General features: G+C 32.4%; 17 protein-coding genes and 2 tRNA genes. 8 read left to right on the top strand and 11 right to left on the bottom strand.

What is annotated here, in order from left to right; all coding sequences use genetic code 11:
* Positions 1-95: 95 nt before the first annotated feature.
* The 3 genes from ACTPNM_RS03300 to ACTPNM_RS03290 all read right to left on the bottom strand — a co-directional run bounded on the left by ACTPNM_RS03300 (position 96) and on the right by ACTPNM_RS03290 (position 5137).
* On the bottom strand, positions 96-980 hold the full coding sequence (locus tag ACTPNM_RS03300; protein WP_440120613.1) for a helix-turn-helix domain-containing protein: 885 nt from the start codon (positions 978-980) through the stop codon (positions 96-98).
* Positions 981-1085: 105 nt separating this feature from the next.
* The gene (odhB, locus tag ACTPNM_RS03295; RefSeq protein WP_440120612.1) at positions 1086-2294 is read right to left on the bottom strand and encodes a 2-oxoglutarate dehydrogenase complex dihydrolipoyllysine-residue succinyltransferase; all 1209 of its coding nucleotides are present in this window, start codon (positions 2292-2294) and stop codon (positions 1086-1088) included.
* 116 nt (positions 2295-2410) lie between these two features.
* Positions 2411-5137 (bottom strand): 2-oxoglutarate dehydrogenase E1 component, encoded by a 2727-nt coding sequence (locus ACTPNM_RS03290; RefSeq protein WP_440120611.1) that lies wholly within the window; start codon positions 5135-5137, stop codon positions 2411-2413.
* A 270-nt stretch (positions 5138-5407) separates the two neighbouring features.
* Here ACTPNM_RS03290 and ACTPNM_RS03285 point away from each other — a divergent pair.
* Both ACTPNM_RS03285 and ACTPNM_RS03280 read left to right on the top strand, forming a co-directional pair.
* A tRNA-Asn gene (locus tag ACTPNM_RS03285) sits at positions 5408-5481 on the top strand.
* A gap of 60 nt (positions 5482-5541) precedes the next feature.
* Positions 5542-5615 (top strand) — tRNA-Asn (locus ACTPNM_RS03280).
* A gap of 149 nt (positions 5616-5764) precedes the next feature.
* Here ACTPNM_RS03280 and ACTPNM_RS03275 read toward each other — a convergent pair.
* The 7 genes from ACTPNM_RS03275 to ACTPNM_RS03245 form a co-directional block, all read right to left on the bottom strand.
* On the bottom strand, positions 5765-6535 hold the full coding sequence (locus ACTPNM_RS03275; protein WP_440120610.1) for a 3-hydroxybutyrate dehydrogenase: 771 nt from the start codon (positions 6533-6535) through the stop codon (positions 5765-5767).
* Positions 6528-7310, bottom strand: a complete 783-nt coding sequence (locus tag ACTPNM_RS03270; RefSeq protein WP_440120609.1) for an alpha/beta fold hydrolase — start codon at positions 7308-7310, stop codon at positions 6528-6530. The genes ACTPNM_RS03275 and ACTPNM_RS03270 overlap by 8 nt, the downstream gene beginning before the upstream one ends.
* Positions 7311-7335: 25 nt before the next feature.
* A complete protein-coding gene (locus ACTPNM_RS03265; RefSeq protein ID WP_440120608.1) occupies positions 7336-9804 on the bottom strand; it encodes a TonB-dependent receptor in 2469 nt (822 codons plus the stop codon).
* 153 nt (positions 9805-9957) lie between these two features.
* A complete protein-coding gene (locus ACTPNM_RS03260) occupies positions 9958-11376 on the bottom strand; it encodes a hypothetical protein (protein ID WP_440120607.1) in 1419 nt (472 codons plus the stop codon).
* Complete coding sequence (locus ACTPNM_RS03255) at positions 11376-12320, bottom strand: alpha/beta fold hydrolase (RefSeq protein WP_440120606.1); 945 nt, start codon at positions 12318-12320, stop codon at positions 11376-11378. The genes ACTPNM_RS03260 and ACTPNM_RS03255 overlap by 1 nt, the downstream gene beginning before the upstream one ends.
* A gap of 5 nt (positions 12321-12325) precedes the next feature.
* Positions 12326-13822: a class I adenylate-forming enzyme family protein gene (locus ACTPNM_RS03250; protein WP_440120605.1), complete on the bottom strand. Its 1497-nt coding sequence runs from the start codon at positions 13820-13822 to the stop codon at positions 12326-12328.
* A gap of 3 nt (positions 13823-13825) precedes the next feature.
* Positions 13826-15310: a sodium/pantothenate symporter gene (locus ACTPNM_RS03245; RefSeq protein ID WP_440120604.1), complete on the bottom strand. Its 1485-nt coding sequence runs from the start codon at positions 15308-15310 to the stop codon at positions 13826-13828.
* 230 nt (positions 15311-15540) lie between these two features.
* Here ACTPNM_RS03245 and ACTPNM_RS03240 point away from each other — a divergent pair, with 230 nt between their 5' ends.
* The 5 genes from ACTPNM_RS03240 to bioA are packed head-to-tail and all read left to right on the top strand — an operon-like array spanning position 15541 to position 20054.
* Positions 15541-16665 (top strand): aminotransferase class I/II-fold pyridoxal phosphate-dependent enzyme, encoded by a 1125-nt coding sequence (locus ACTPNM_RS03240; protein WP_440120603.1) that lies wholly within the window; start codon positions 15541-15543, stop codon positions 16663-16665.
* 8 nt (positions 16666-16673) lie between these two features.
* Positions 16674-17054 carry a DUF2007 domain-containing protein gene (locus ACTPNM_RS03235; RefSeq protein ID WP_440120602.1) on the top strand — a complete coding sequence of 127 codons (381 nt, stop codon included), beginning with the start codon at positions 16674-16676 and terminating at the stop codon, positions 17052-17054.
* Complete coding sequence (gene bioD / locus ACTPNM_RS03230) at positions 17051-17662, top strand: dethiobiotin synthase (protein ID WP_440120601.1); 612 nt, start codon at positions 17051-17053, stop codon at positions 17660-17662. The genes ACTPNM_RS03235 and bioD overlap by 4 nt, the downstream gene beginning before the upstream one ends.
* Positions 17663-18811 carry a hypothetical protein gene (locus tag ACTPNM_RS03225; protein WP_440120600.1) on the top strand — a complete coding sequence of 383 codons (1149 nt, stop codon included), beginning with the start codon at positions 17663-17665 and terminating at the stop codon, positions 18809-18811.
* Positions 18789-20054 (top strand): adenosylmethionine--8-amino-7-oxononanoate transaminase, encoded by a 1266-nt coding sequence (gene bioA / locus ACTPNM_RS03220; protein ID WP_440120599.1) that lies wholly within the window; start codon positions 18789-18791, stop codon positions 20052-20054. The genes ACTPNM_RS03225 and bioA overlap by 23 nt, the downstream gene beginning before the upstream one ends.
* On the opposite strand, the gene ACTPNM_RS03215 is transcribed toward bioA, so the two are convergent.
* Positions 20040-20477, bottom strand: a complete 438-nt coding sequence (locus ACTPNM_RS03215) for a cytochrome c oxidase assembly factor Coa1 family protein (RefSeq protein ID WP_440120598.1) — start codon at positions 20475-20477, stop codon at positions 20040-20042. The two genes, bioA and ACTPNM_RS03215, sit on opposite strands and share 15 nt — an antisense overlap.
* 89 nt (positions 20478-20566) lie before the next feature.
* Here ACTPNM_RS03215 and ACTPNM_RS03210 point away from each other — a divergent pair, with 89 nt between their 5' ends.
* Positions 20567-21730 carry a beta-ketoacyl synthase N-terminal-like domain-containing protein gene (locus tag ACTPNM_RS03210; RefSeq protein ID WP_440120597.1) on the top strand — a complete coding sequence of 388 codons (1164 nt, stop codon included), beginning with the start codon at positions 20567-20569 and terminating at the stop codon, positions 21728-21730.
* The last annotated feature ends 59 nt before the right edge of the window (positions 21731-21789 follow it).

Below are 21789 nucleotides of genomic sequence, written 5' to 3'. Positions count from 1 at the left end.
TTTGATTACCTTTTAATAATGATGGCACAAAATTATGGAAGATGATAGGCAACAAATAGGTCAATCAAAAGAATAAAATGGTAAATACCGAACCTCTACACTTTATTATACTCTTTTTTAAACTCATTAGGGGTTAATCCTGTACGTTTTTTAAAATACTTTACAAAATTTGTAGATTCTTCAAACCCCATTAAGTAAGCTAATTCCGTGCTTTTAATTGTAGAATTAACAAGATTTCTTTTAGCTTCTAGAATTACAAACTCATCAATATACTGTTTAGCTGTTTTGTTTATTACCTCTTTAGTAACAACATTCAAATGCTTATAAGTCACGCCTAATTCATTCGCATAGAAATCAGCATTTTTATTAATTACAAATGTCTTTTTTAACTTAGCTTGAAACCTCAAAAAGAGCCTTAGCTTTTCAGAATCTTTAATATAATGTGTTTCGTTTTTTTTAATTTCTTCAACTTTAGAAAAAATAATATTAAATAAAGAGTCAATGATATACTTCTTGTTAAAACTTTCAGTTGTTTTATAAAACTCTTTAAAAATCAATTTTACATAGACTGGTAAATTAGATATTTGGGCTACTTGAACTTTTGGAGAAAAAAGTTGCGGAGTTAATAAACGAATTGCTGTATCTTTTGGAATTTTTGCTAATTCCTTTTTTAAGTAATCTTCAGTAAAAAGTATTAAATATCCTTTTAAGCTCTCATTAAACTTGAATGCATTTACCTGTCCTTTTGACACATATATTACTGTATTCTTTTGCACTTTGTACCATACAAAATCTACCAATTGTTCTGATACTCCTTCCGTGTAAAAAGCTAATTGATAAAACTCTAATTGATGTGCTTTTTCTGGAGAGTGAGTAAAACTATCTTTTCCTTCTTTAATTTTTTCTAAGGCTATTATTTCAATACCTGATATTTCAGGTGATTCAGATTTAAATAATAAGTTAGGAATCTCTATCTCCATAAACAAAACAGCTAAACAGTATATTTCATAAAAATAACAATTCTTGAACAAAAAAAATCCTGCACTTTAGTACAGGATTTCATATCTATAAAACCAAATTTTGGTTTACATTTCTAAAGCTTTCTTAGGATTGTTATCCATTAATAATTCTACTGGGTTTTCTAATGCTTCTTTTACAGCTACTAAGAAACCAACAGATTCTTTACCATCGATAATTCTATGGTCGTAAGATAATGCTACATACATAATTGGCTGAATCACTACTTCTCCATTCACCGCCATTGGACGATTTACAATATTATGCATTCCTAAAATTCCACTTTGTGGTGGGTTGATAATTGGTGTAGATAACATAGAACCGAATACTCCACCGTTTGTGATTGTAAACGTACCACCTGTCATTTCATCCACAGTAATTTGCCCATCACGAGCACGTAATGCTAAACGCTTTACTTCACTCTCAACACCTCTAAATGTTAAGTTTTCAGCATTTCTAATTACTGGTACCATTAATCCTTTAGGACCAGATACAGCGATAGAAATATCTTGGAAATCGTGACTTACTTTGTAATCTCCATCAATCATAGAGTTTACATCTGGATACATTTCTAAAGCTCTTACTACAGCTAATGTAAAGAAAGACATAAACCCTAAACCTACACCGTGTTTTGCTTTAAACTCTTCTTTATACTCGTTACGTAAGTCAAAAATTGGCTGCATGTTTACTTCGTTAAACGTAGTTAACATCGCAGTTTCGTTCTTTACAGAAACTAAACGTTGTGCCACTTTACGACGTAACATAGATAATTTTTTACGCTCTGTACCACGAGATCCCATTCCAGGAGTTCCCATTGAAGGCACTGCTTTTACAGCATCTTCTTTTGTTACACGACCGTCTTTACCTGTTCCTTTAACATCAGATGCACTAATTCCTTTTTCAGCTAATACTTTTTTAGCTGCTGGAGACGCTGTACCTGTAGCATATGTTTCTTTTGCTGATTCAGCTTTTGGTGCTTCTTTTTTCTCTTCAGTTTTTGGTGCTGCTGCTTTAGGTGCTCCTGCTCCTTCTGGTTTTGCAGCATCCATATCAATATGACAAACTACTGCACCTACTGCTACTGCATCACCTTCTTCAGCTTTTAAAGTGATTATTCCACTTTCTTCCGCAGGCAATTCTAACGTTGCTTTGTCAGAATCTACTTCAGCAATTGGTTGATCTTTCTCAACGTAATCACCATCTTCAACTAACCAAGTTGCAATTTCTACTTCTGTAATTGATTCCCCCGGAGAAGGAACTTTCATTTCTAAAACCATCAGTTCTAAATTTTATATATCTGAATTATTTTATTTCTTTTATTTGGGCGTTCCCTATCGGGTCGGGCTTTTCGCGTTACACGGTAACTTGCTTCAATCCCTAACGCATTTATTTTTTAATCAAAAACCTTATCTATAATAGCTTGATGACGTCTTTTAAAACGTGCACTTGAACCTGCCGCTGGTGCCGAACGATACTCTTCCGAAGCACATTCTAACCTAGCTAATTCAAAACGTTCTAACATATAACCCCAAGCTCCCATATTTTTTGGTTCTTCTTGTGCCCAAACGTAACGATCTACATTTGGATATTTATCCATTACTTCTTTGATTTTATCATTGTGTAATGGGAATAATTGCTCTATACGAACTAAAGCTACATCTTCTCTTCCTAATTTTTCACGCTCAGCTAATAAATCGTAATAGAATTTACCTGTACAGAACACCATTTTTTTAGCTTTTGATGTATCGATAGTATCATCAATTACTTCTTGGAAAGTTCCATTAGCTAAATCTTCAATAGGATTTACAGCTTTTGGTAAACGTAATAAACTTTTTGGTGTGAAAACAATTAATGGTTTTCTAAAATCACGTTTCATCTGACGACGCAAAATATGGTACATGTTTGCTGGTGTAGAACAGTTTGCTATTGTCCAGTTATCAGTTGATGATGATTGTAAGAAACGTTCTATTCTACCTGATGAATGCTCTGGCCCTTGACCTTCGTATCCATGAGGTAATAACATTACTAATCCATTTTGTAACTTCCATTTATCTTCTGCCGAAGAAATATATTGGTCGAACATAATTTGTGCTCCGTTGGCAAAATCACCAAACTGAGCTTCCCAAATAGTTAAAGTATTTGGAGCTGCCATTGCATATCCGTAATCAAAACCTAACACCCCGTATTCTGATAAGTGAGAGTTATAAATAGTCATCTCTCCTTTATTCTTAGGATTCGTGTTTAATAAATTGACACGCTCTAAAGTTTCTTCATCACGCATAATTGCATGACGGTGAGAGAATGTTCCTCTTTCTACATCTTCTCCAGAAATACGAACATCATATCCTTCTTCTAATAACGTACCGTATGCTAAGTTTTCAGCAGTACCCCAATCTAATAAATTATCTTCAAAAACCATTTTTTCACGTCCCTTTAAGATACGTTCTGCCTTGCGAACAAATTTATGTCCTTCTGGTGTTTTTGAAATAACTCTTGCAATTCCTTTTAAGTCTTCTACCGAATAAGTTGTATCTACAGGTTGTAACATTTCTTGCAATTGCTTGCGTACAAATCCTTCCCATACATCAGGCATAAACTCTTGAATTTTAGACGTTTCTTTCTTTTTAGACTCTGTAAATTCAGCTTCTAAATGCGTCTTAAATTCATCTGTAATCTTTTGTAAGTAGTCCGCTGTTATACTTCCTTCTTCAATTAATTTATTAGCATAAATTTCTCTTGCATTTTTGTGCTTAGAAATTGCTTTATATAGTTTTGGCTGTGTAAAACGTGGCTCATCACCTTCGTTATGACCATACTTACGATATCCTAATAAGTCAATAAAAATATCTTTATTGAATTTCATACGATATTCAACTGCCATTTCCATTGCGTGACATACTGCTTCTGCATCGTCTGCATTTACATGTAGCACTGGAGATAATGTTACTTTTGCTACATCAGTACAATATGTACTTGAACGTGCGTCTAAGTAATTAGTTGTAAAACCAACTTGGTTATTTACCACAATATGAATAGTACCTCCTGTTTTATATCCATTTAATTGTGCCATTTGCACAACTTCATATACTATTCCTTGAGCCGCTACTGCCGCATCACCATGTACTAAAATTGGAAGTACTTTATTTTCGTTTCCTTCGTAATCTTTATCTATTTTAGCTCTAACAATTCCTTCTGCAACTGCATCAACTGTTTCTAAGTGAGATGGATTTGGAACTAAATTCATCTTCATCTTTTGTCCACCTTGATACGCTTTGCTTAAAGTTAAACCTAAGTGATATTTAACATCTCCATCAATTTCTTGATCTTCAAAATCTTTCCCTTCAAACTCACTAAATAAATCGCGAATTGGCTTTTTGAAAATGTTTACCAAAGTATTTAAACGTCCACGATGTGCCATTCCTAACACACACTCTTCTACTCCGTATTCTTCAGCCGCGTCTCTTAACGCTACACTTACTCCTGGGATTAACGTTTCACCTCCTTCTACAGAGAATCGTTTTTGCCCAACATATTTAGTTTGTAAAAAGCTTTCGAAAGTTGATGCTTGATTAAGCTTCGTAAGAATGTATTTCTTAGACTCTACATCATAACTAGGGTGGTTTGCATTTTTATTCAAACGCTCGTTCCACCATTTTAACTCTTCAGGGTTTCGTACATACATGTACTCTACTCCGATGCTTTCACAGAAAACAGATTTTAAATAATTTATAATTTCTGCTAAACTTTTAGGCCCTATACCTAAAATTTCTCCTGCACTAAAAACAGTGGATAAATCTGATTGATTTAGTCCAAAGTTCTCAATATCTAATGTTGGAGTGTATGTTCTTCTATTTCGTACTGGGTTTGTTTTGGTAAACAAATGACCACGGGTACGGTAACCATTGATTAAATCGATTACTAAAAACTCTTTACGTACTTCTTCAGGGACTTCTACCGAAACTTCTTCATCTGTTAATGAGTAATTCTCGTTAGCCAAATCATATCCTTGAAAAAAACTTCTCCAACTTGGTTCTATCGCATCAGGATTTTTTTGATATTGTTCATACAAATCACCTATAAAACCTGCATGTGCTGCGTTTAAGAACGAAAACTTGTCCATATATTTTGTTATACTTTTCTATCTATAAGAATAATGGTGACAAAAGTACAACTTTTACGAAAAATACCATTCCTTTTTAGTCTAATTTTAAACTCTTTAACGAGTATTAGCTTTTTGTTAAATTTCAGTTAAAAGGATAATTTTTAAAAAATAAATTACTGAAATTCAGAAATAAAAGATTTTACTTGTACTTTTTATCAAAAATAATTTGCAGATATAAAAAAAGCACTTAAATTTGCACTCGCATTTTAAGACAAGCATGTTTTAAATTCCTCCTTAGCTCAGTTGGTTAGAGCATCTGACTGTTAATCAGAGGGTCCTTGGTTCGAGCCCAAGAGGGGGAGCAAAGGCAACGTAGAAGCCGATAATTTCTACAATACATATATATTGTTCTATACGAACATTCCTCCTTAGCTCAGTTGGTTAGAGCATCTGACTGTTAATCAGAGGGTCCTTGGTTCGAGCCCAAGAGGGGGAGCAGAAAAGCAAAAGCCAATCTATAAATAGATTGGCTTTTTTGTTTTAACTAAACTTAAACTTCACGCAGCTGCCTTGTCTACTTAAAAAATAAATTTGACCGCTGTGTTCTTACATATTCAAAAATTAAAGAAACAATAGTTTTTAATGTTATTGAGCACTCCACCCCCCATCTAAGGCAAATGAGGTTCCTGTTATGGTTGAAGAACTGTCTTTTGCTAACAACAAAGCCATATCTGTAATTGTTTCCAACGAAACAAATTCTTTTACCGCTTGTTTTTTTAGCATTACTTTCCCTACAACTTCCTCAGCAGACATATTATGTGCTTTAGCTTGGTCTTTTATTTGACCTTCTACTAAAGGCGTTTTTACATATCCTGGACAAATTGCATTACACGTTATGTTATATTCAGCTCCTTCTAAGGCTAATACCTTAGTCATACCTATTACACCATGTTTTGAAGCCACATACGCTGTTTTAAACTCGGATGCTCTTAAACCATGAACAGACGAGACATTAATAATTCTACCAAAATTCTGGTTTTTCATAAATTCCCATGCTTTTTTAGAAGCATAGAAAGCAGCATTCATATTAATAGCAATGATATTTTCGTACTTATTATTTGGAAAATCTTCTATTGGAGCAACATACTGTATTCCTGCATTGTTAACAAGTATATGCAACATTCCGAACTTCTTTATTGTTTGCTCAATTAATTTCTCAACCTCATCTGCAACGAGTAAATTTGCACTTGAAAAAGAAACTTCTACATTATACTTATCTCCTACTTCTTTAGCTATGCTAGCCCCATTAGCCTCTAAACCATGAAACATAATACTGTAACCTGCTTTGGCAAAACCTTCTGCAATACCTAAACCGATACCACTAGTACTACCCGTTATTAACGCTACTTTATTCATAGTTTAAAAAATTTTCGAGTATTTTATTAAATTCTTTTGGCTGATCTATAACTGTTCCATGTCTTGAGTTTTTAATGACACTCAATTCTGCATTAGGCATCCTTTTAACGTATTTTTCTTTAAACGAAACGGGAGTATAGTCCATATCGGAAGCTACAATTAGTGTTCTAGTTTTAATTTCTTTTAATTTATCTCCCAAGCCCCAATTCATTAGTGTAACAAATGAATTATAATACGCATCATAATCATTCTTCTTACATCGTTCTTCAAATTCATTTCTCATATTAACCTGAGTATCTTCAGGAAACATATTATAAGCTATTTCTTTTGCTAAAGCGCTTAGTCCTTTTGTTTTTAAAAACTCCGTTCTGTTATTCAATAGATCTTCTCCTATCTTTCCCATATTGTTAAAATCTGGACCACTATTTACAATCACCAAGTTCTTTATTTTTTCAGGGCAATCGTACGCTAATTGAAAGGCAACAGCTCCTCCCATAGAAAACCCCACAATACTAGTTTCTTCTATTTTTAAAACATCCAACAACTGCTTAATATCCTCAGTCATAAACCTTACTCCATAATCCTTAGAAGGAATGGATGTTTTTCCATGCCCCCTAAGATCTACTACCACAACACGATATTTTTTTAAAAAGAAAGGAACTTGCGCATCCCAATCTGCCTTGGTAGAACCTAATCCATGAAGAAACAAAAGGACTTCGCCTTTTCCATATTCTTCATAATTAAGCTCTATTTTATTTACTTTTATTTTTGGCATACTCTACAAGCTTAATTAATTGGCTTTACTTTTTCTTAAACGCATTGAAATTATACTTCAACTCGAATGAAATTAGCCTTCCTATTTCTGGTGAAGCAACAAACTCTCTTATACTTGCATCAAAAATATTACTAACATTAACCCCAACTGAAACGTTATCGTTTAGATTATATCCTAGGTTTGCATCTACAGTAAAGCCACCTAACGGACCATAGTTCCAAGTTCTTCCTACACGAGCATTTTCCACAATTTCGTTTACACCATCCCCATCCAAATCTTGCGTTTTTGAGGCTACATTAATTCCTGAAAAGAAGTCATAATCTTGCACCCAACGACCAAAAAGAGCTCCGTATAGCTTCTTCCCTCCATAGTGCAAGCCTAAACTAAGTTTATTTTCCGGTGTATTAATCGGTAATTCACTTTCTAAGACAACTCCATCCAAATTACCATCATTCCCTAAATCATCTTTATCTAAACTTCTTCCAAAGTATGAGTAATTTAACGATGTTCTAATCGCATCAGTAAAATAATAGTTCAAACCTAGATCAACCCCATAAGTATCTACATTTCCAAAATTACTATACGTTAATAAAAACGGTGAAGCACTAGCTCCTGCTGAAACCTCATCAATAGGTTGTTCCCCCATATGAGTTACGTAATTTCCATTAGCCGCATCAACTATATTACGTAACGGGCTAATAAAATTTTCTGACATATTGTAGTAAGCACTAGCATCGATAAAAAACTTATCCGATAGCTTTCCATTAAATCCAAATTCAAAAGAGTTAATAGTTTCTACTTCTAACTTATCTATTTTAGTACCATCCGTTAATGTAAATCCTTCACCGTTTCCTAATACTAAACCTCCAAATAGATTTCCCTTTAAGTTTAATATTGAAGGCACTGCCATACCTCTACCATAAGTTAACCTAAACGTACCCGCATCAATAGTTTTTGTTATTGCTGCTTTTGGTAAAAAGTTAGTTCCGTATAAATCATGGTTATCCAATCTTACTCCAGCTAGAAAATTCCAACCTGAATCTAATTTATATTCAAATTGACCGTACACTCCTTTTTGAGCTATATCTATAGATCCTTCCTGATCCAATAAGTAAGTTCCTTTAGAATCAGCCATATCCAATTGATACTGCACCCCAGTTGTTAAGTAAAAATCACCCCAATTATTATTATACTGCGCCTCTGCATTAAACCTCTCTGAAGCATCTTTAAACAACGCTCCTCTTGGTATAGCTATCCCATATGCTGGTACCCATTGCTCATACAATGCTCTACTCCAAGATTCTTCTTCAGAAAACCCATTTTCAATAAACGATACATAGTTTTGTGTACGTTGATTAATAGCGTATGTATCATCCGTTTTACTCCATGTATAGTATGCATTAGCAAAGAAGTTCTTAGACACATACTTCAGTTGAGCTATATCTAATGTCCAGTCTTTAATTTGGTTACGTCCTGCGTTGGTTACAGCTAAATTGGTATTATTACTATGCCCATAATACGCTGTTATTTCAGAGCTTGTATTAGGTCTAAAATACAGAGAAGCTCCATATTTTAAAGCATTAAAATCACGATCTAGGTTTTTCTCTCCATATGCTTTAGTTCCCACATAAACACTATCTACATACTCAAACTCTGTTCCTTGTGTACTTTCTAAATGAATTTTATATGCAAACTTATCACTTAACACCTGTGCGTGGCGTAATCTTCCTGTAATTACATTTTGACTTCCTGCTCCAAATGCAATTGTTGTTCCTTCAGAAGTTCTTGGGTTTTTAGTTATTGTACTTACTAAACCATTGTGCGCATTTGGACCATATAATGTACCATTAGGGCCTAATAAAATCTCAACACGCTCAACATCATCTTTGGTTACTGTTGAAAAAGAACCATAAGGCAACCCTGTTGCAATTAACATAGAAACCCTATCATCAGTCATTTGTAAGTTTTTGGAGTTAAAAGCAGAGTTAAATCCGCGAATATTTATTCCTGTTCCTAAAACTCCACTACGTACAAAGTCAACCCCTTTTTGTCTTGCTGCTAATTCTCCAATATTAAAACTTGGAAAGTCTTGAATATCTTTAGCATTAATAACACTAACTGTAGCTGGAACTTCCGTCCTTTTTTGTGGTTTTTTATTTGCCGTTAAGATGACTTCATCTAAAACACTACTTGCTTCTTTTAAAGAAGCATTTAATTGTACTTTATTTCCACTTTCAACAGCAACTGTTTTTACTACACTTTCAAAGCCTACAAATGAAATAGACACATTATAAGTTCCTGTTTTTATATTTTCAATCGCAAATTTCCCATCAAAATCTGTATCAATTCCTTTATCTATACTTTTAATATATACTGTGGCACCACCCAAAGGAACTCCGTTAACATCTGTAATTACCCCTTCAATACTCCCTGTACTTTGAGCTTTAACAGCTAAGGAAGTTATTAAGACTAAAAAGAAAAATAGTTTTTTCATAAGTTTAGATTGTTATTAAGTTTGTTTCTCTCGCAATCTATTGGTAAATAGAGAATAAACTATTTTAAAAACAAAAACTACAAAGTGTGACTTTTTACTTTACTAAAGTTTTTTCTTTCAAAAACAAACAAAACCTCCTTTTTTAAAAGAGATTTACTCAATATGTGACTTTAGTTTAAAAAATGCTTCAGGTAAATTATCTGAGAGCTTATTTATCACCTTAAACATTAGTTGTTTTTGGTTGATTGTAGGTTGAATATTTTCTAAAGGCTTTTTTATTTCCTCTAGCAAACGACTAGAATTTATCTTTCCTTCCATATATCTTGATAGTGAAATACTCCATGATATATTAGGAACGTAATTATTTTTCTTTTGACGTTCTTTCTCTTTTTCTATCAAGTTAAATTTTGAAGCTAATTTTAATACTTCTTCGTATTTTTCTTCTGTGACTAATACATTTATATAGGACGTAAAAAAGTGATGCCAACGATGTTTTAATACTTCATTTTTATGCTTTCTTAAAAATGTTCTTGCAGTAGCTTCTGCTTGTTTATATTTATGCAGTTCGGAAAGTACACGTACTTTATAAGAACAGTACCCTATTTTTTGATGATAGTTATGTATTTCTTTATACAAACTCTCATACTTATGAAGTAAATCGAAAGCTTCTTCTGGATTATTATTTCTTAGTAAAATAGCTACCAAGTTATTCAAATACATGAGTGTATCATTATTATTCTGTCTAATTGATAAGTACCCATAAAACTCTGCTTCTTTAAACTCATTTTGTTTAGAATGTAACAAAACCCTACTAGCGTAATAATTAGAAAGTAAACGTCTGGAATACATTTTACCTTGACTGAAGTACTCATCAATTTGATCAAAGAGCAACTTTAACTTACCATTCTCATTGTAATTTGTATACATAAAAGCGAGTAAAACAAAGGCTTGATACCGATTTTTACCATCAATAGACTCATCTTTAAATACCTGTAAAAGCCATTTTTCTAAATGCTTTGTTTCAATATTATTTAATGTATACTGATTGGTAATATCTGTAGTTGCTTCATACAGTTTTTCATGTATTTCTTTTGAAGTTTTATAATGCGTTTCGTATTCTTTTAAGAAGTTTGCCACAATTTTATGGTCTTTATAACGCATTCGAACTAAGAGGTAAGATTTATACTCTTTGGCTAATGTGTATAAGCTTTGAAAATTATACTCTATTGTTTTATATGTTACTATATATTGAAGGAATTCTTTTTCTTCTTGAGATGTAATTGCATCGGTTAAAATTTTCTTTTTTAAAGACATTAACCAATCTATTGTAACATCAACATCTATGCTTGCTAACTTTTTCTGTGTCCAATTTTTTATATATGAATACTTACGTTTATCAATAGAAGTATTAAAGGCTATAGTCTTATTTTTAGATAGTGCATTTTTAACTATCAGATTACTTATTTCTTGTTTTTCTTTGCCCTTAAATTGATAAACTGTTTGAAGATATTTCGCCTCATTTGGCAAAATAGTTTTACTAAATTCAGTAAATTTCTTAAGTTTTGTTTTCATTAATCACTTTCTACAAATTCCTGTATGAGCAAGTTAACTTTTTCAGGCTTTTCAAACTGAGCAAAATGCCCACAATTTTCTACATACTTAACAGTAACATTTTTAATTTTATCTACAGCTATATTTCCCACATCTTGAATAGTTAATTCCGGATGTAAATACCTATTCGGAATTAACATATCTTTATTTCCAAAAACAACTAAAGTTTTTTGAGATATTTTCTCCAAATCCTTATGTACAGGATCATCTAACATTCCATACACACTTTTTACAATTGCTTCACAATGTGCATTAAAGTCTGACGCTTGTTTAATTCGAATACGATCTTCAATCATTTTTGAAACCTCTTTTGGTTGCTCATAAAAGTTTAGTGCATAATTTTTCGTTATCTGATCATCTGTCGTGTTTTTAACAACTTTAGCTGTATAAACACTTTTAAGAATATTCCCTTGCGCTTCTGAAAACTGCTCTAATCCTGCTGGGGCTATTAACACTAGTTTTTCAATAACCTCTGGATGCATCAATACTAACTTCATACTTGCTTGTCCTCCCATAGAATGACCAACTAAAATCACATTTTTCAACCTTTTCTTTTTAATAAATTTAAACACTACATCAGCAAAGAATGTAGGTGTATAAGCTTCTTCTGGTTTTGAAGATTTTCCATGACCTGGTAAATCAATAGCCACACAAGTGTAATTTTCTTTTAGAGTTTCTATGTTTTTAAACCAAGCATCAGCATTACTACTTAAGCCATGTAAAAAAAGTAAGGTTTTGCCTCCCTTACCTTCTTTAAGATAAGTCATTTCTATATCATCAACTTTTACACATCGAGTTTTAAATTCATATGCTGAAAGAAGCTTTTTCATTGATTTTTTTGGGTTTTGTGCAAGCACTATAGTACTTGTTAATATGAAAATTAGCGCTAAACCTAACTGTTTCATTTTTTTTATATTTTTATTGAGTTATAATAGCGTAACAAGTCTTTTCTTGAAACTTTCCCCACACTGGTTAAAGGTATCTCATCTAAAAAGAAAATATACTTTGGGTGCTTATAAGATGCTAATGTTTTTTTTAGTTGAAGCCTCACTTTTTCTACTGTAATATTTTTATTTACAACAGTAACAAAAGCAATTCCTGTTTCACCCCATTTCTTATCTTTAACACTCAGAACTACTGCTTTTTTTATCTCATTTAAAGACTCTAAGTGCGCTTCTATTTCTTGCGGATAAATATTTTCTCCACCCGATATATACATATCATTTTTTCTGCCCTTTACATACAAGTATCCGTCTTCATCCTTATAAACATAATCTCCTGTAAACAACCACCCTTTTTTAATGTTATTACTTGTTTTCACTGAGTTATTCCAATAACCTGGGGTCACAATCTCTCCTCGAATACACAATTCACCAACTTCATTTACCCCTACTTCTTTTCCTTTCTCATCAACAATTTTTGTATCTAAGTAAAAATTAGGTTTTCCGATAGAATTAGGTTTTAATGCGGCCATTTTATGATGCAATGAGGTAATACTAGGACCAGCTTCAGTTAAACCATATCCTGGTCGAATATAAATATTCTTTTTTTGCTTCCAATATGACACTAATTCAGGTGGTACTTTTTCTCCTCCTGAAATAATATATCTTAGTTCCTGAAGTCCAACTTTTTTAAAAACAGTTGTTTTTTGCATCATTAACAGCATAGTGGGAAGTGCTAAAAATAGACTCATTTTATTCAACTCTAACAAACACAACACCTTTTCTGCATCAAATTTTTCTAACATTCCTATATGTCCTCCTTTGTGCAACAGCGGTGTTACAAAAACATTCCATCCTGATGTATGGTAAGGAGGTAATGTGTTTAGCGTAGAGTCTCTAAAAGTAATTCCTAATTGCATAGAGGTGTTCAAGCTATTCCAAAACAACATTTTATTAGTATATACAACACCTTTAGGATCTCCTGTTGTTCCTGACGTATAAAATATAAAGAGTGGGCTATCTTCTTTAATTTTATATTCTCTTTTTAAAATTTTTATTGTTTTACTCTGATAAAAATATTTTACATCATTCATTAAAAGAGTAGAAGTTTCACCTAATTCCAACCCTTCTACCTTATCTGTAAAACTCTTACTATATATAAATAGACTTGGAGTACAGTCAGACACTAATCTTTGAAGTTCACTTATTGAAAGACGATAGTTTAAAGGCACTAAGACAACTCCCATTCGTTGACAAGCAACAAAAAGCACAATAAATGCTAAACCATGCTCTGCTAAAACAGCAACCCTATCTCCTTCTTCTAACCCCATTTTTGTAAACTTGACAACTAACTTATCTGCATATGTATCTAAGCTACTATATGTATAACTTTCATTAGTGTCATACGATGTCAGCGCCACCTTGTTAGGTGTATAATCTGCCCATTTAGCTATCCAGTTTAACATATTTTAGAGTTTTTTCAAATCCAATTTATAAAAAACAAAACCAACAATAAGTGATGCTACTATGCCAAAAGCTGCAGATACTCCTGGGTTATTCACTGGTTCTTGCATGTAAGGAGTTATTCTTCCGTAATAAATACCAAAATGCACCACAATAGCAGTTATACTTGCTATAAAAACGGATCTTGTTGATACGTTTTTCAAAAAAGTTCCGAACAAAACAGGTACAAAGGCTGCTGCAAAATAAGCGTACACTCCATTTTGAGCAAAAATAGCTACACTTACATCTGGACTTTTTATTTGCTGCCAACTCAATAAAAAACTTACAACCCCTAAAAGAACAATTACAACCTTATTTATTGTTATTGTATTGTTGTTAATTTGATCTTTAAATATTGGTTTTAGTATATCTGATGTAATTGTTATTGACAACGATTGTATTAGACTCTCCAAAGTAGAAAGTCCTGCAGAAATAAGTCCCACAACTATAATTAAGCCTACTCCTACAGAAAACTTACTCACAACATACGTTGGTATAATTTCATCCATTTTTATTGCCCTCCCATCAACAGTTAAATCAGGGAAACTAATTCTTGCATATAGACCTACAATTACCACTAAAAAAAACACAACCATAAAGACAATTCCACTAAACAAGTATTTATTAATTTTTGAAGCATCTTTAAGTAAAAGTGATTTAGTTATGATATGAGGCTGACAAACAATTGCTACTCCAATAATTACTTGTGCTACTATAATTTCAAAATAATCACGAAATAGAAAACTCGTTGCGTTAGTTGTTTTGGTTAGATTTGGATCTATACTAGATAATTTATCCATAAACCCTCCTATTCCTTCATCAAAAAAATGATATCCCGAACCTATTAAAATCAGAGCTACTATAAACATAATAATAGCCTGAATTGTATTCGTATACACCATAGAGTTGGCTCCTCCAAACATCATATACCCAAAAACAAATATTGTGATTGCCATTAACACATAAAAAGGGTCAGTATTTAAAGCTTTTGAAATAACTTGTGTAAGCCCTACATTAATCAACACAATAAACGTAATTAACAACAGCGCTATAATTCCGAAGAAAAAAGCATAACTTTTACTATCATACCGCTTTCCTATCCATTGAGCCATGGTAGTTGCTTTTACCGTACTACCATACTTTGCAAATCCTTTTGTAAAAACAATTAACGAAATAAATGCTGCTATTGGCAGAACGATTGCAAAAGAAATTACCCCTGAAACACCATATAATGCAATAAATCCAGGGTTGATAATAAAGGTGGCAGCACTCGTCATAGAAGCCGCTAATGACAACCCTACAACCCAAGATGGAAACCCTAAATTACCAACAGCATAATCTTTTATGTTCGTGTTTTTTCGCGCTCCTCTTATTACAAAATATAAAATTACAGCAGCATACACCGCCAACAAAACATACATGTAAGTTACTAACCTTTCTGATGCTATCATAAATTATAAAATCTGTTTAAAAACAAATAAAAAAACTTTAAACTAGTAATGCTGATAAATTTAACTTTATTCAAGTGAGACTTTTAGTTAAAAAACAACTTTAACATTTAATTTTTATTTAAAAAATAAGTAAATAAAATAGTGAGACTATTAAAAATAAACATTATAAGCACAAAACTTTTCTAGCTAAATAAATACAATATTAAAAAAGGCTTCTTTATTTTTACACTATGCAATTTCCTAAGAAACTACAGCAAAAAATTTCACAACGAGTAGCACAAAACTCTCTAAGAAAACTCGGTAAAGAAAACTCGCTTATCGATTTTTCTTCAAACGATTACTTAGGGTTTGCTAAATCTGAAGTTATTTTTAATAAAACACATCAATTTCTAGTTGATAACAACAGTAAAGTTAATGGCGCAACGGGTTCTCGCCTACTTTCAGGAAATCATAAACTCTATACTGAAGTTGAAAAACAACTAGCAAAGCTTCATAATTCTGAAACAGCTTTAGTTTTTAACTCTGGTTATGATGCTAATATTGGCTTTTTTGCTTCTGTACCTCAACGTGGTGACATTATTTTATATGATGAATTTATTCATGCTTCAATACGAGACGGCATACAACTATCTAATGCGAAATCGTTTAAGTTTAAGCATAACGATTTAACTCATCTTGAAGAGCTACTAAAACGAATTCATCAGAATGACTTAGAAGTTTATGTGATTACTGAATCTGTTTTTTCTATGGACGGAGATTCTCCTGATTTAGTAACCATATCACAGATAACCAATAAACATACTAATGTACATTTAGTTATAGATGAAGCGCATGCCTTAGGTGTTTTTGGTTTTGGATTAATTCAAAAACTGCAATTAGAAAATGCTGTTTTCGCAACAATTATTACCTTCGGAAAAGGTTTAGGGTGTCATGGAGCAGCTATTTTAGGAAGTGAACAATTACAACAATATCTTGTAAATTTTGCCCGTAGCTTTATTTACACCACAGGGTTATCACCTCATGCTTTAGCTACTATAAAAATTGCTTACGACGAATTATCTATCAGCAATTCCAAAGAACAACTGCAACAAAACATTCAGCATTTTATTTCAGAATCAAACAGATTACAGTTAAATTTTATTGAAAGTTCTTCTGCCATTCATTGTTGTATTATTTCTGGAAATGAGCGCGTAAAGAACATCGCTCTACAATTACAACAAAACGCATTTGATGTAAAACCTATTTTATCGCCTACCGTTCCTTTAAATCAAGAACGTTTACGTTTTTGTTTACACGCATATAATTCTAAAGAAGAAATTACCGATGTTTTAGAGAAGCTTGCTACTTTTGTTTAAAAAATAAGATGCAAGATAATTATACCATTTTGGCAGTTTTCGAATACTCATCTGAAGCACAAGTAGCAAAGGCTAAATTAGATTCGGAAGATATTAGAACTATGTTAATGGATGAAAAAACAATAGATTCTGACCCATTGATTAGTCAAGCTATTGGTGGAGTAAAATTACTGGTACACAACAATGATTTAGAAAAAGCTGCTACTGCTTATAATGAAATAAGAGAATACACAAAGGATGAAAATGGAAATAACATTCATTGTCCTAAATGTAATTCAACAAAAATATTAGTTGCCGATTTACAACGTAAAAATATCTTTTTTATGCTCTTTCCTTTTTTTGAAAGCAAAAAATTAATCTGCAACGATTGTAAAACAATTTTCAAATGAAAAAAAAATATTTTATTACAGGAATTTCAACTGAAGTAGGAAAAACCGTGGCTTCTGCCATCATAACTGAAGCTCTAGAAGCTGATTATTGGAAACCTATTCAGTCGGGGGATTTAGAATATTCTGACACTCATAAAGTTGAAAAGTTCATTTCAAATTCAAAAACTGTTTTTCATCCAAACTCATATGCTTTACAAACACCTATGAGTCCACATGCAGCTGCAGAAATTGATGGAATTACCATTGATATCGACAACATAAAAGAACCTTCAACAAAAAATCACTTAGTAATTGAAGGTGCGGGTGGACTATTGGTTCCTTTGAATGATAAAAACACCTTGTTAGATGTTATAAAACCAGATTATAAAGTAATCGTTGTTTCTCGTCATTATTTAGGAAGCATTAATCATACCTTACTAACAGTTAACTTACTGAAAGAAAAAGGCTTTGATGTTGCTTTGGTTTTTTCTGGAAACGAACACAAAACCACTGAAGATATTATCAAAAAAATGACTAAGGCTCCTGTAATTGGGCGTATTGAAGAAGAACCTTATTTTGATAAAAATGTGATTAAAGAATACGCTGAACTATTTAAAGATAAGCTATAAATGAAATCTGCTACTGCAAAACATCTTTGGTCTTTCCCTCTAATCTTTGGTTTTTTGGGAGCTATCATAGGTTTGATTTTGCGATATGCATTTACAGGTAGTATTACCAACTTTCCATTTAAATTTGTGCTACATTCCCACTCTCACATTATGTTGTTGGGATTTGTTTTCAATGCTTTAATTGTACTACTTTTCACTCGTTTTACTAACGGAATAGACAAAACCTCATACTTTCTTTACATTGCTTTACAAGTTTGTATTGGTGTTTTATTGGTCGGTTTTATCATTCAAGGATACGCCTTGGTTACTATTACCTTTTCCACCATACATTTATGGATAAGCTATTGGTTACTTATACGATTATGGAAACGTTTACATGGTAAAAAATCAGATGTAACTTTAATTAAAACAGGAATTGTTTTTCATTTTATTTCATCAATTGGTCCTTATGCTTTAGGTCCGCTAATGGCTATGAAAATGCAAACTTCTCCTTGGTATCAACAAGCTATCTTTTTTTATTTACACTTCCAGTATTTTGGTTCATTCTTTCTTTGGATGCTTGTAGTACTCTTTCAAACAACAACAATTAAGCTTTCAAAAAATCAAATTACCTTAATTATTACCTCTCTAGTATTATTGTATACTCATTCATTAAAATACAGCTTCAATTATTTGACTATTCAAATAGCAGGAGGCATTGGTGCAGGAACTTTAATCATAACAATTTTCAAACTTAAAAGTTCATTTTTACAGCAAAAACTACAATACCGATTGTTTTTTGGTATTTTATTACTTGTTGGTATTTTAAACTGCTTTGGTAGCATTCCTTATTTTTCAAATTTGGTAATATCCAACAGGTTTATGCTTATAGCTTGGTTACATCTCCTTTTTTTAGGAATGTACCTACCTTTTATTTGGATAGAATTAGGTCAGAGTATTCATAAAACCGTCTGGATTTTTTATACCTTTTTTATACTCACTTCAGAACTTTTTTTAGTTTTTCCAGCATTTTTCTCTGAGTTATTTTCAACCTCAATTATGTGGCTATTGTTTATTGCCTATTTCGGAGTAGTTTTATGTATTTCTATTGTACATTTGACAGCTCTTTTTCAAAAGAACAAAACATATGAACTTACAAGAACGCGATAAAAAACATTTGTGGCACCCGTTAAAACAACACCAAACACACCCTGATAGTTTAGGAATTGTAAAAGCAAAAGGATGCATACTAACCGACGAGCATGGTAATGAATATATCGACGCTATTTCTTCTTGGTACACCTGTATGTTTGGGCATTGCAACGATTTTATTACGAGTCGTGTTTACCAACAAATGCAAACCTTAGATCAGATTATGTTTAGTGATTTTACCCATGAACCTGCGGTGAAATTATCAGAAGAATTAATTAAAATTCTTCCTGAAAATCAAAATAGAATCTTTTTTAATGATAACGGATCTACTGCTGTAGAAGCAGGAATTAAAATGGCTTTGCAATACTATTTTAATAAGGGTGAGAAACGTACAACATTCATTGCTTTTGAAGATGGATTTCATGGCGATACATTTGGAGCCATGTCTGTTTCTGGTTTATCTGTGTATAATGGACCTTTTGAAGATTTTTTGATGGATATTCAACGAATTCCTGTTCCTAATGGAGAGAATAATGAGGTTATCGCACAAAAATTACAAGAGATTATTTCAGAACACAATGTTGCCGGATTCATTTACGAACCTTTAGTTCAAGGAGCAGCTGGGATGAAAATTCATAAGGCCAAAGACCTAAACAACATCTTGGAAGTTTGCAAAAGCAATAATATTCTTACCATCGCTGATGAAGTAATGACAGGTTTTGGTAAAACAGGTAACAATTTCGCTTCTGATGAAATTACTACTAAACCAGATATTATATGTTTAAGTAAAGCCTTAACAGCTGGTTTAGTTCCAATGTCAATTACTTCTTGTACTGAAGAAATTTACACTGCTTTTTTGGATAATGATATTTCTAAAGGTTTTTTTCATTGCCATACTTATTCTGCAAATCCAATAGCTTGTAGTGCTGCACTAGCGAGTATTGAGCTATTGAAAACTCAAGAAATCCAAGACAATATTCAGTTTATTGAAGAGTCTAATAAAACTTTTGCAAAAAAAATAGAAAGTCATCAAAAAGTAAATTCAACAAGAGGTAAAGGCGTTATTTTAGCTATTGATTTAAACACCAATTCTGGTCGCTATGGAACGTTGCGTGACCAGCTTTTAAAATCTTTTATGAATGAAGGAGTTTTTTTACGACCATTAGGAAACACCGTTTACATTCAACCTCCCTATGTTATCACAAAGGAACAACTTAACAAAATATATACAACTATAGAAAAGGTTCTAGATAGTCTCTAGAACTTTTTCCTTTTCTAATAAGTTAATTTCTTCTTGAGTTTCTTTAATGTAAACGTATAAATCTTCATAAATCCATTCACCATCTACTTTAATACCTCTAACAATTAAAGTACCTTCTCCTTTATCGCCTCTTATAGAAATAGAAAAATCTACATTTCCATCGTCGTTAGTAAGAGAAATGTTACCAGAGGGTATTCCATATTGTTCAATCGGTTCTCCTAAGTTCTCTATAACCAATTTGTTTTTAGACGCTTGTTCAATAGCATATTCAACAGGGGTTGAATTTGTCATTATTTTTGACACTCCAAAAAATGCCGCCCCTACACCTAAAACAATTAATAAAATAAAGCCTAAACATCCTGTTAATGGTATAAACCACAACCAATTTCTTCCAAACCAACTTTTTTGTCTTTGTTCACTCATAACCTTAATAATTTTATACCAAGATAAATATTTTTATTTTCTTTAGAATACTTGATTTTACCTTTATTTTTGCTGAAATTTTTATCGTGTTGAAAGAACTCATCTCAATAACATCATTTGCTTCTGTTTCTGCCTTAGGAAGTACTCCTGAGAAAATTTGGGAGCACTATCTAAATAATCAACATTTTTTAAGTTTTAAAGACTTTGAAGATTCCAAAGCATGGGTAGCACAATTATCTGATGAAGATAAACGTGCTATTGAAGATGTTAGAAACTCTGACAATAAATATAAAAATTTAGATCCGTCTGTTTTGTACACCCTTTTTGTTGCTAGAAAAGCAATGGAACAGACAAACTGGAAAGCTTCTGATAACTTCGGAATTAATATAGGTTCTTCTCGAGGGGCAACTTCTTTGTTTGAGAAATATCATAAGGAGTTTTTAGCTACAGGCAAATCATCTACCTTAAGCTCTCCAACAACTACGCTAGGTAATATTTCATCTTGGATAGCACACGATTTACAAACCAATGGTCCTGAAATTTCACATTCTATAACTTGCTCAACTGGACTGCATTCTTTATTAAATGGAGTCGCTTGGTTACAATCGGGAATGTCAGAAAAATTTATGATTGGTGCTAGTGAAGCTTCTCTAACTGATTTTACTATTGCCCAAATGCAGGCATTAAAAGTGTACTCTAAAGAAATTAATGAATACCCTTGTAAAGCTTTCGACCTTAACAAAACTAAAAACACCATGGTGTTGGGAGAAGGTGCTTCGGTATTTTGTTTAGAGGAAGGAACTAAAAAAAATGCTCTAGCTTTTATTGAAGGTGTAGGATATGCTACTGAAGTTTTGAAACATAATACTTCTGTAACAACAGATGCAGAATGTTTTCAAAAATCAATGAAAATGGCTTTAGGAACAACCTCTCCTGATGAAGTGGATGCTATCGTAATGCATGCCCCAGGAACCATTAAAGGAGATCAGTCAGAAATTAATGCGATTCAAAAAGTATTCTGTAACAAAACTCCTTTTTTAACTACTAATAAATGGAAACTCGGTCACACTTTTGGTGCTTCTGGCTTGTTAAGTTTAGAGTTAGCAATGTTAATGATACAACATCAACAAGTAATTGAAGTTCCTTTTGCTGAACCTCAACAAACTCCAAAAAAACTCAATAAAATACTAGTAAATGCTGTTGGTTTTGGTGGAAATGCAGTTTCTGTTTTAATAACATCAAAAAACACATAAAACTAATTGAAGAAGACAATTCTTCTTCCAAAGAAAAATAAGACTCATAAAATTCCGCT

It is taken from the genome of Tenacibaculum sp. Ill (assembly GCF_051938915.1).
Taxonomy (GTDB): domain Bacteria; phylum Bacteroidota; class Bacteroidia; order Flavobacteriales; family Flavobacteriaceae; genus Polaribacter; species Polaribacter larymnensis.
This window is presented reverse-complemented; position numbering and strand designations above follow the sequence as displayed.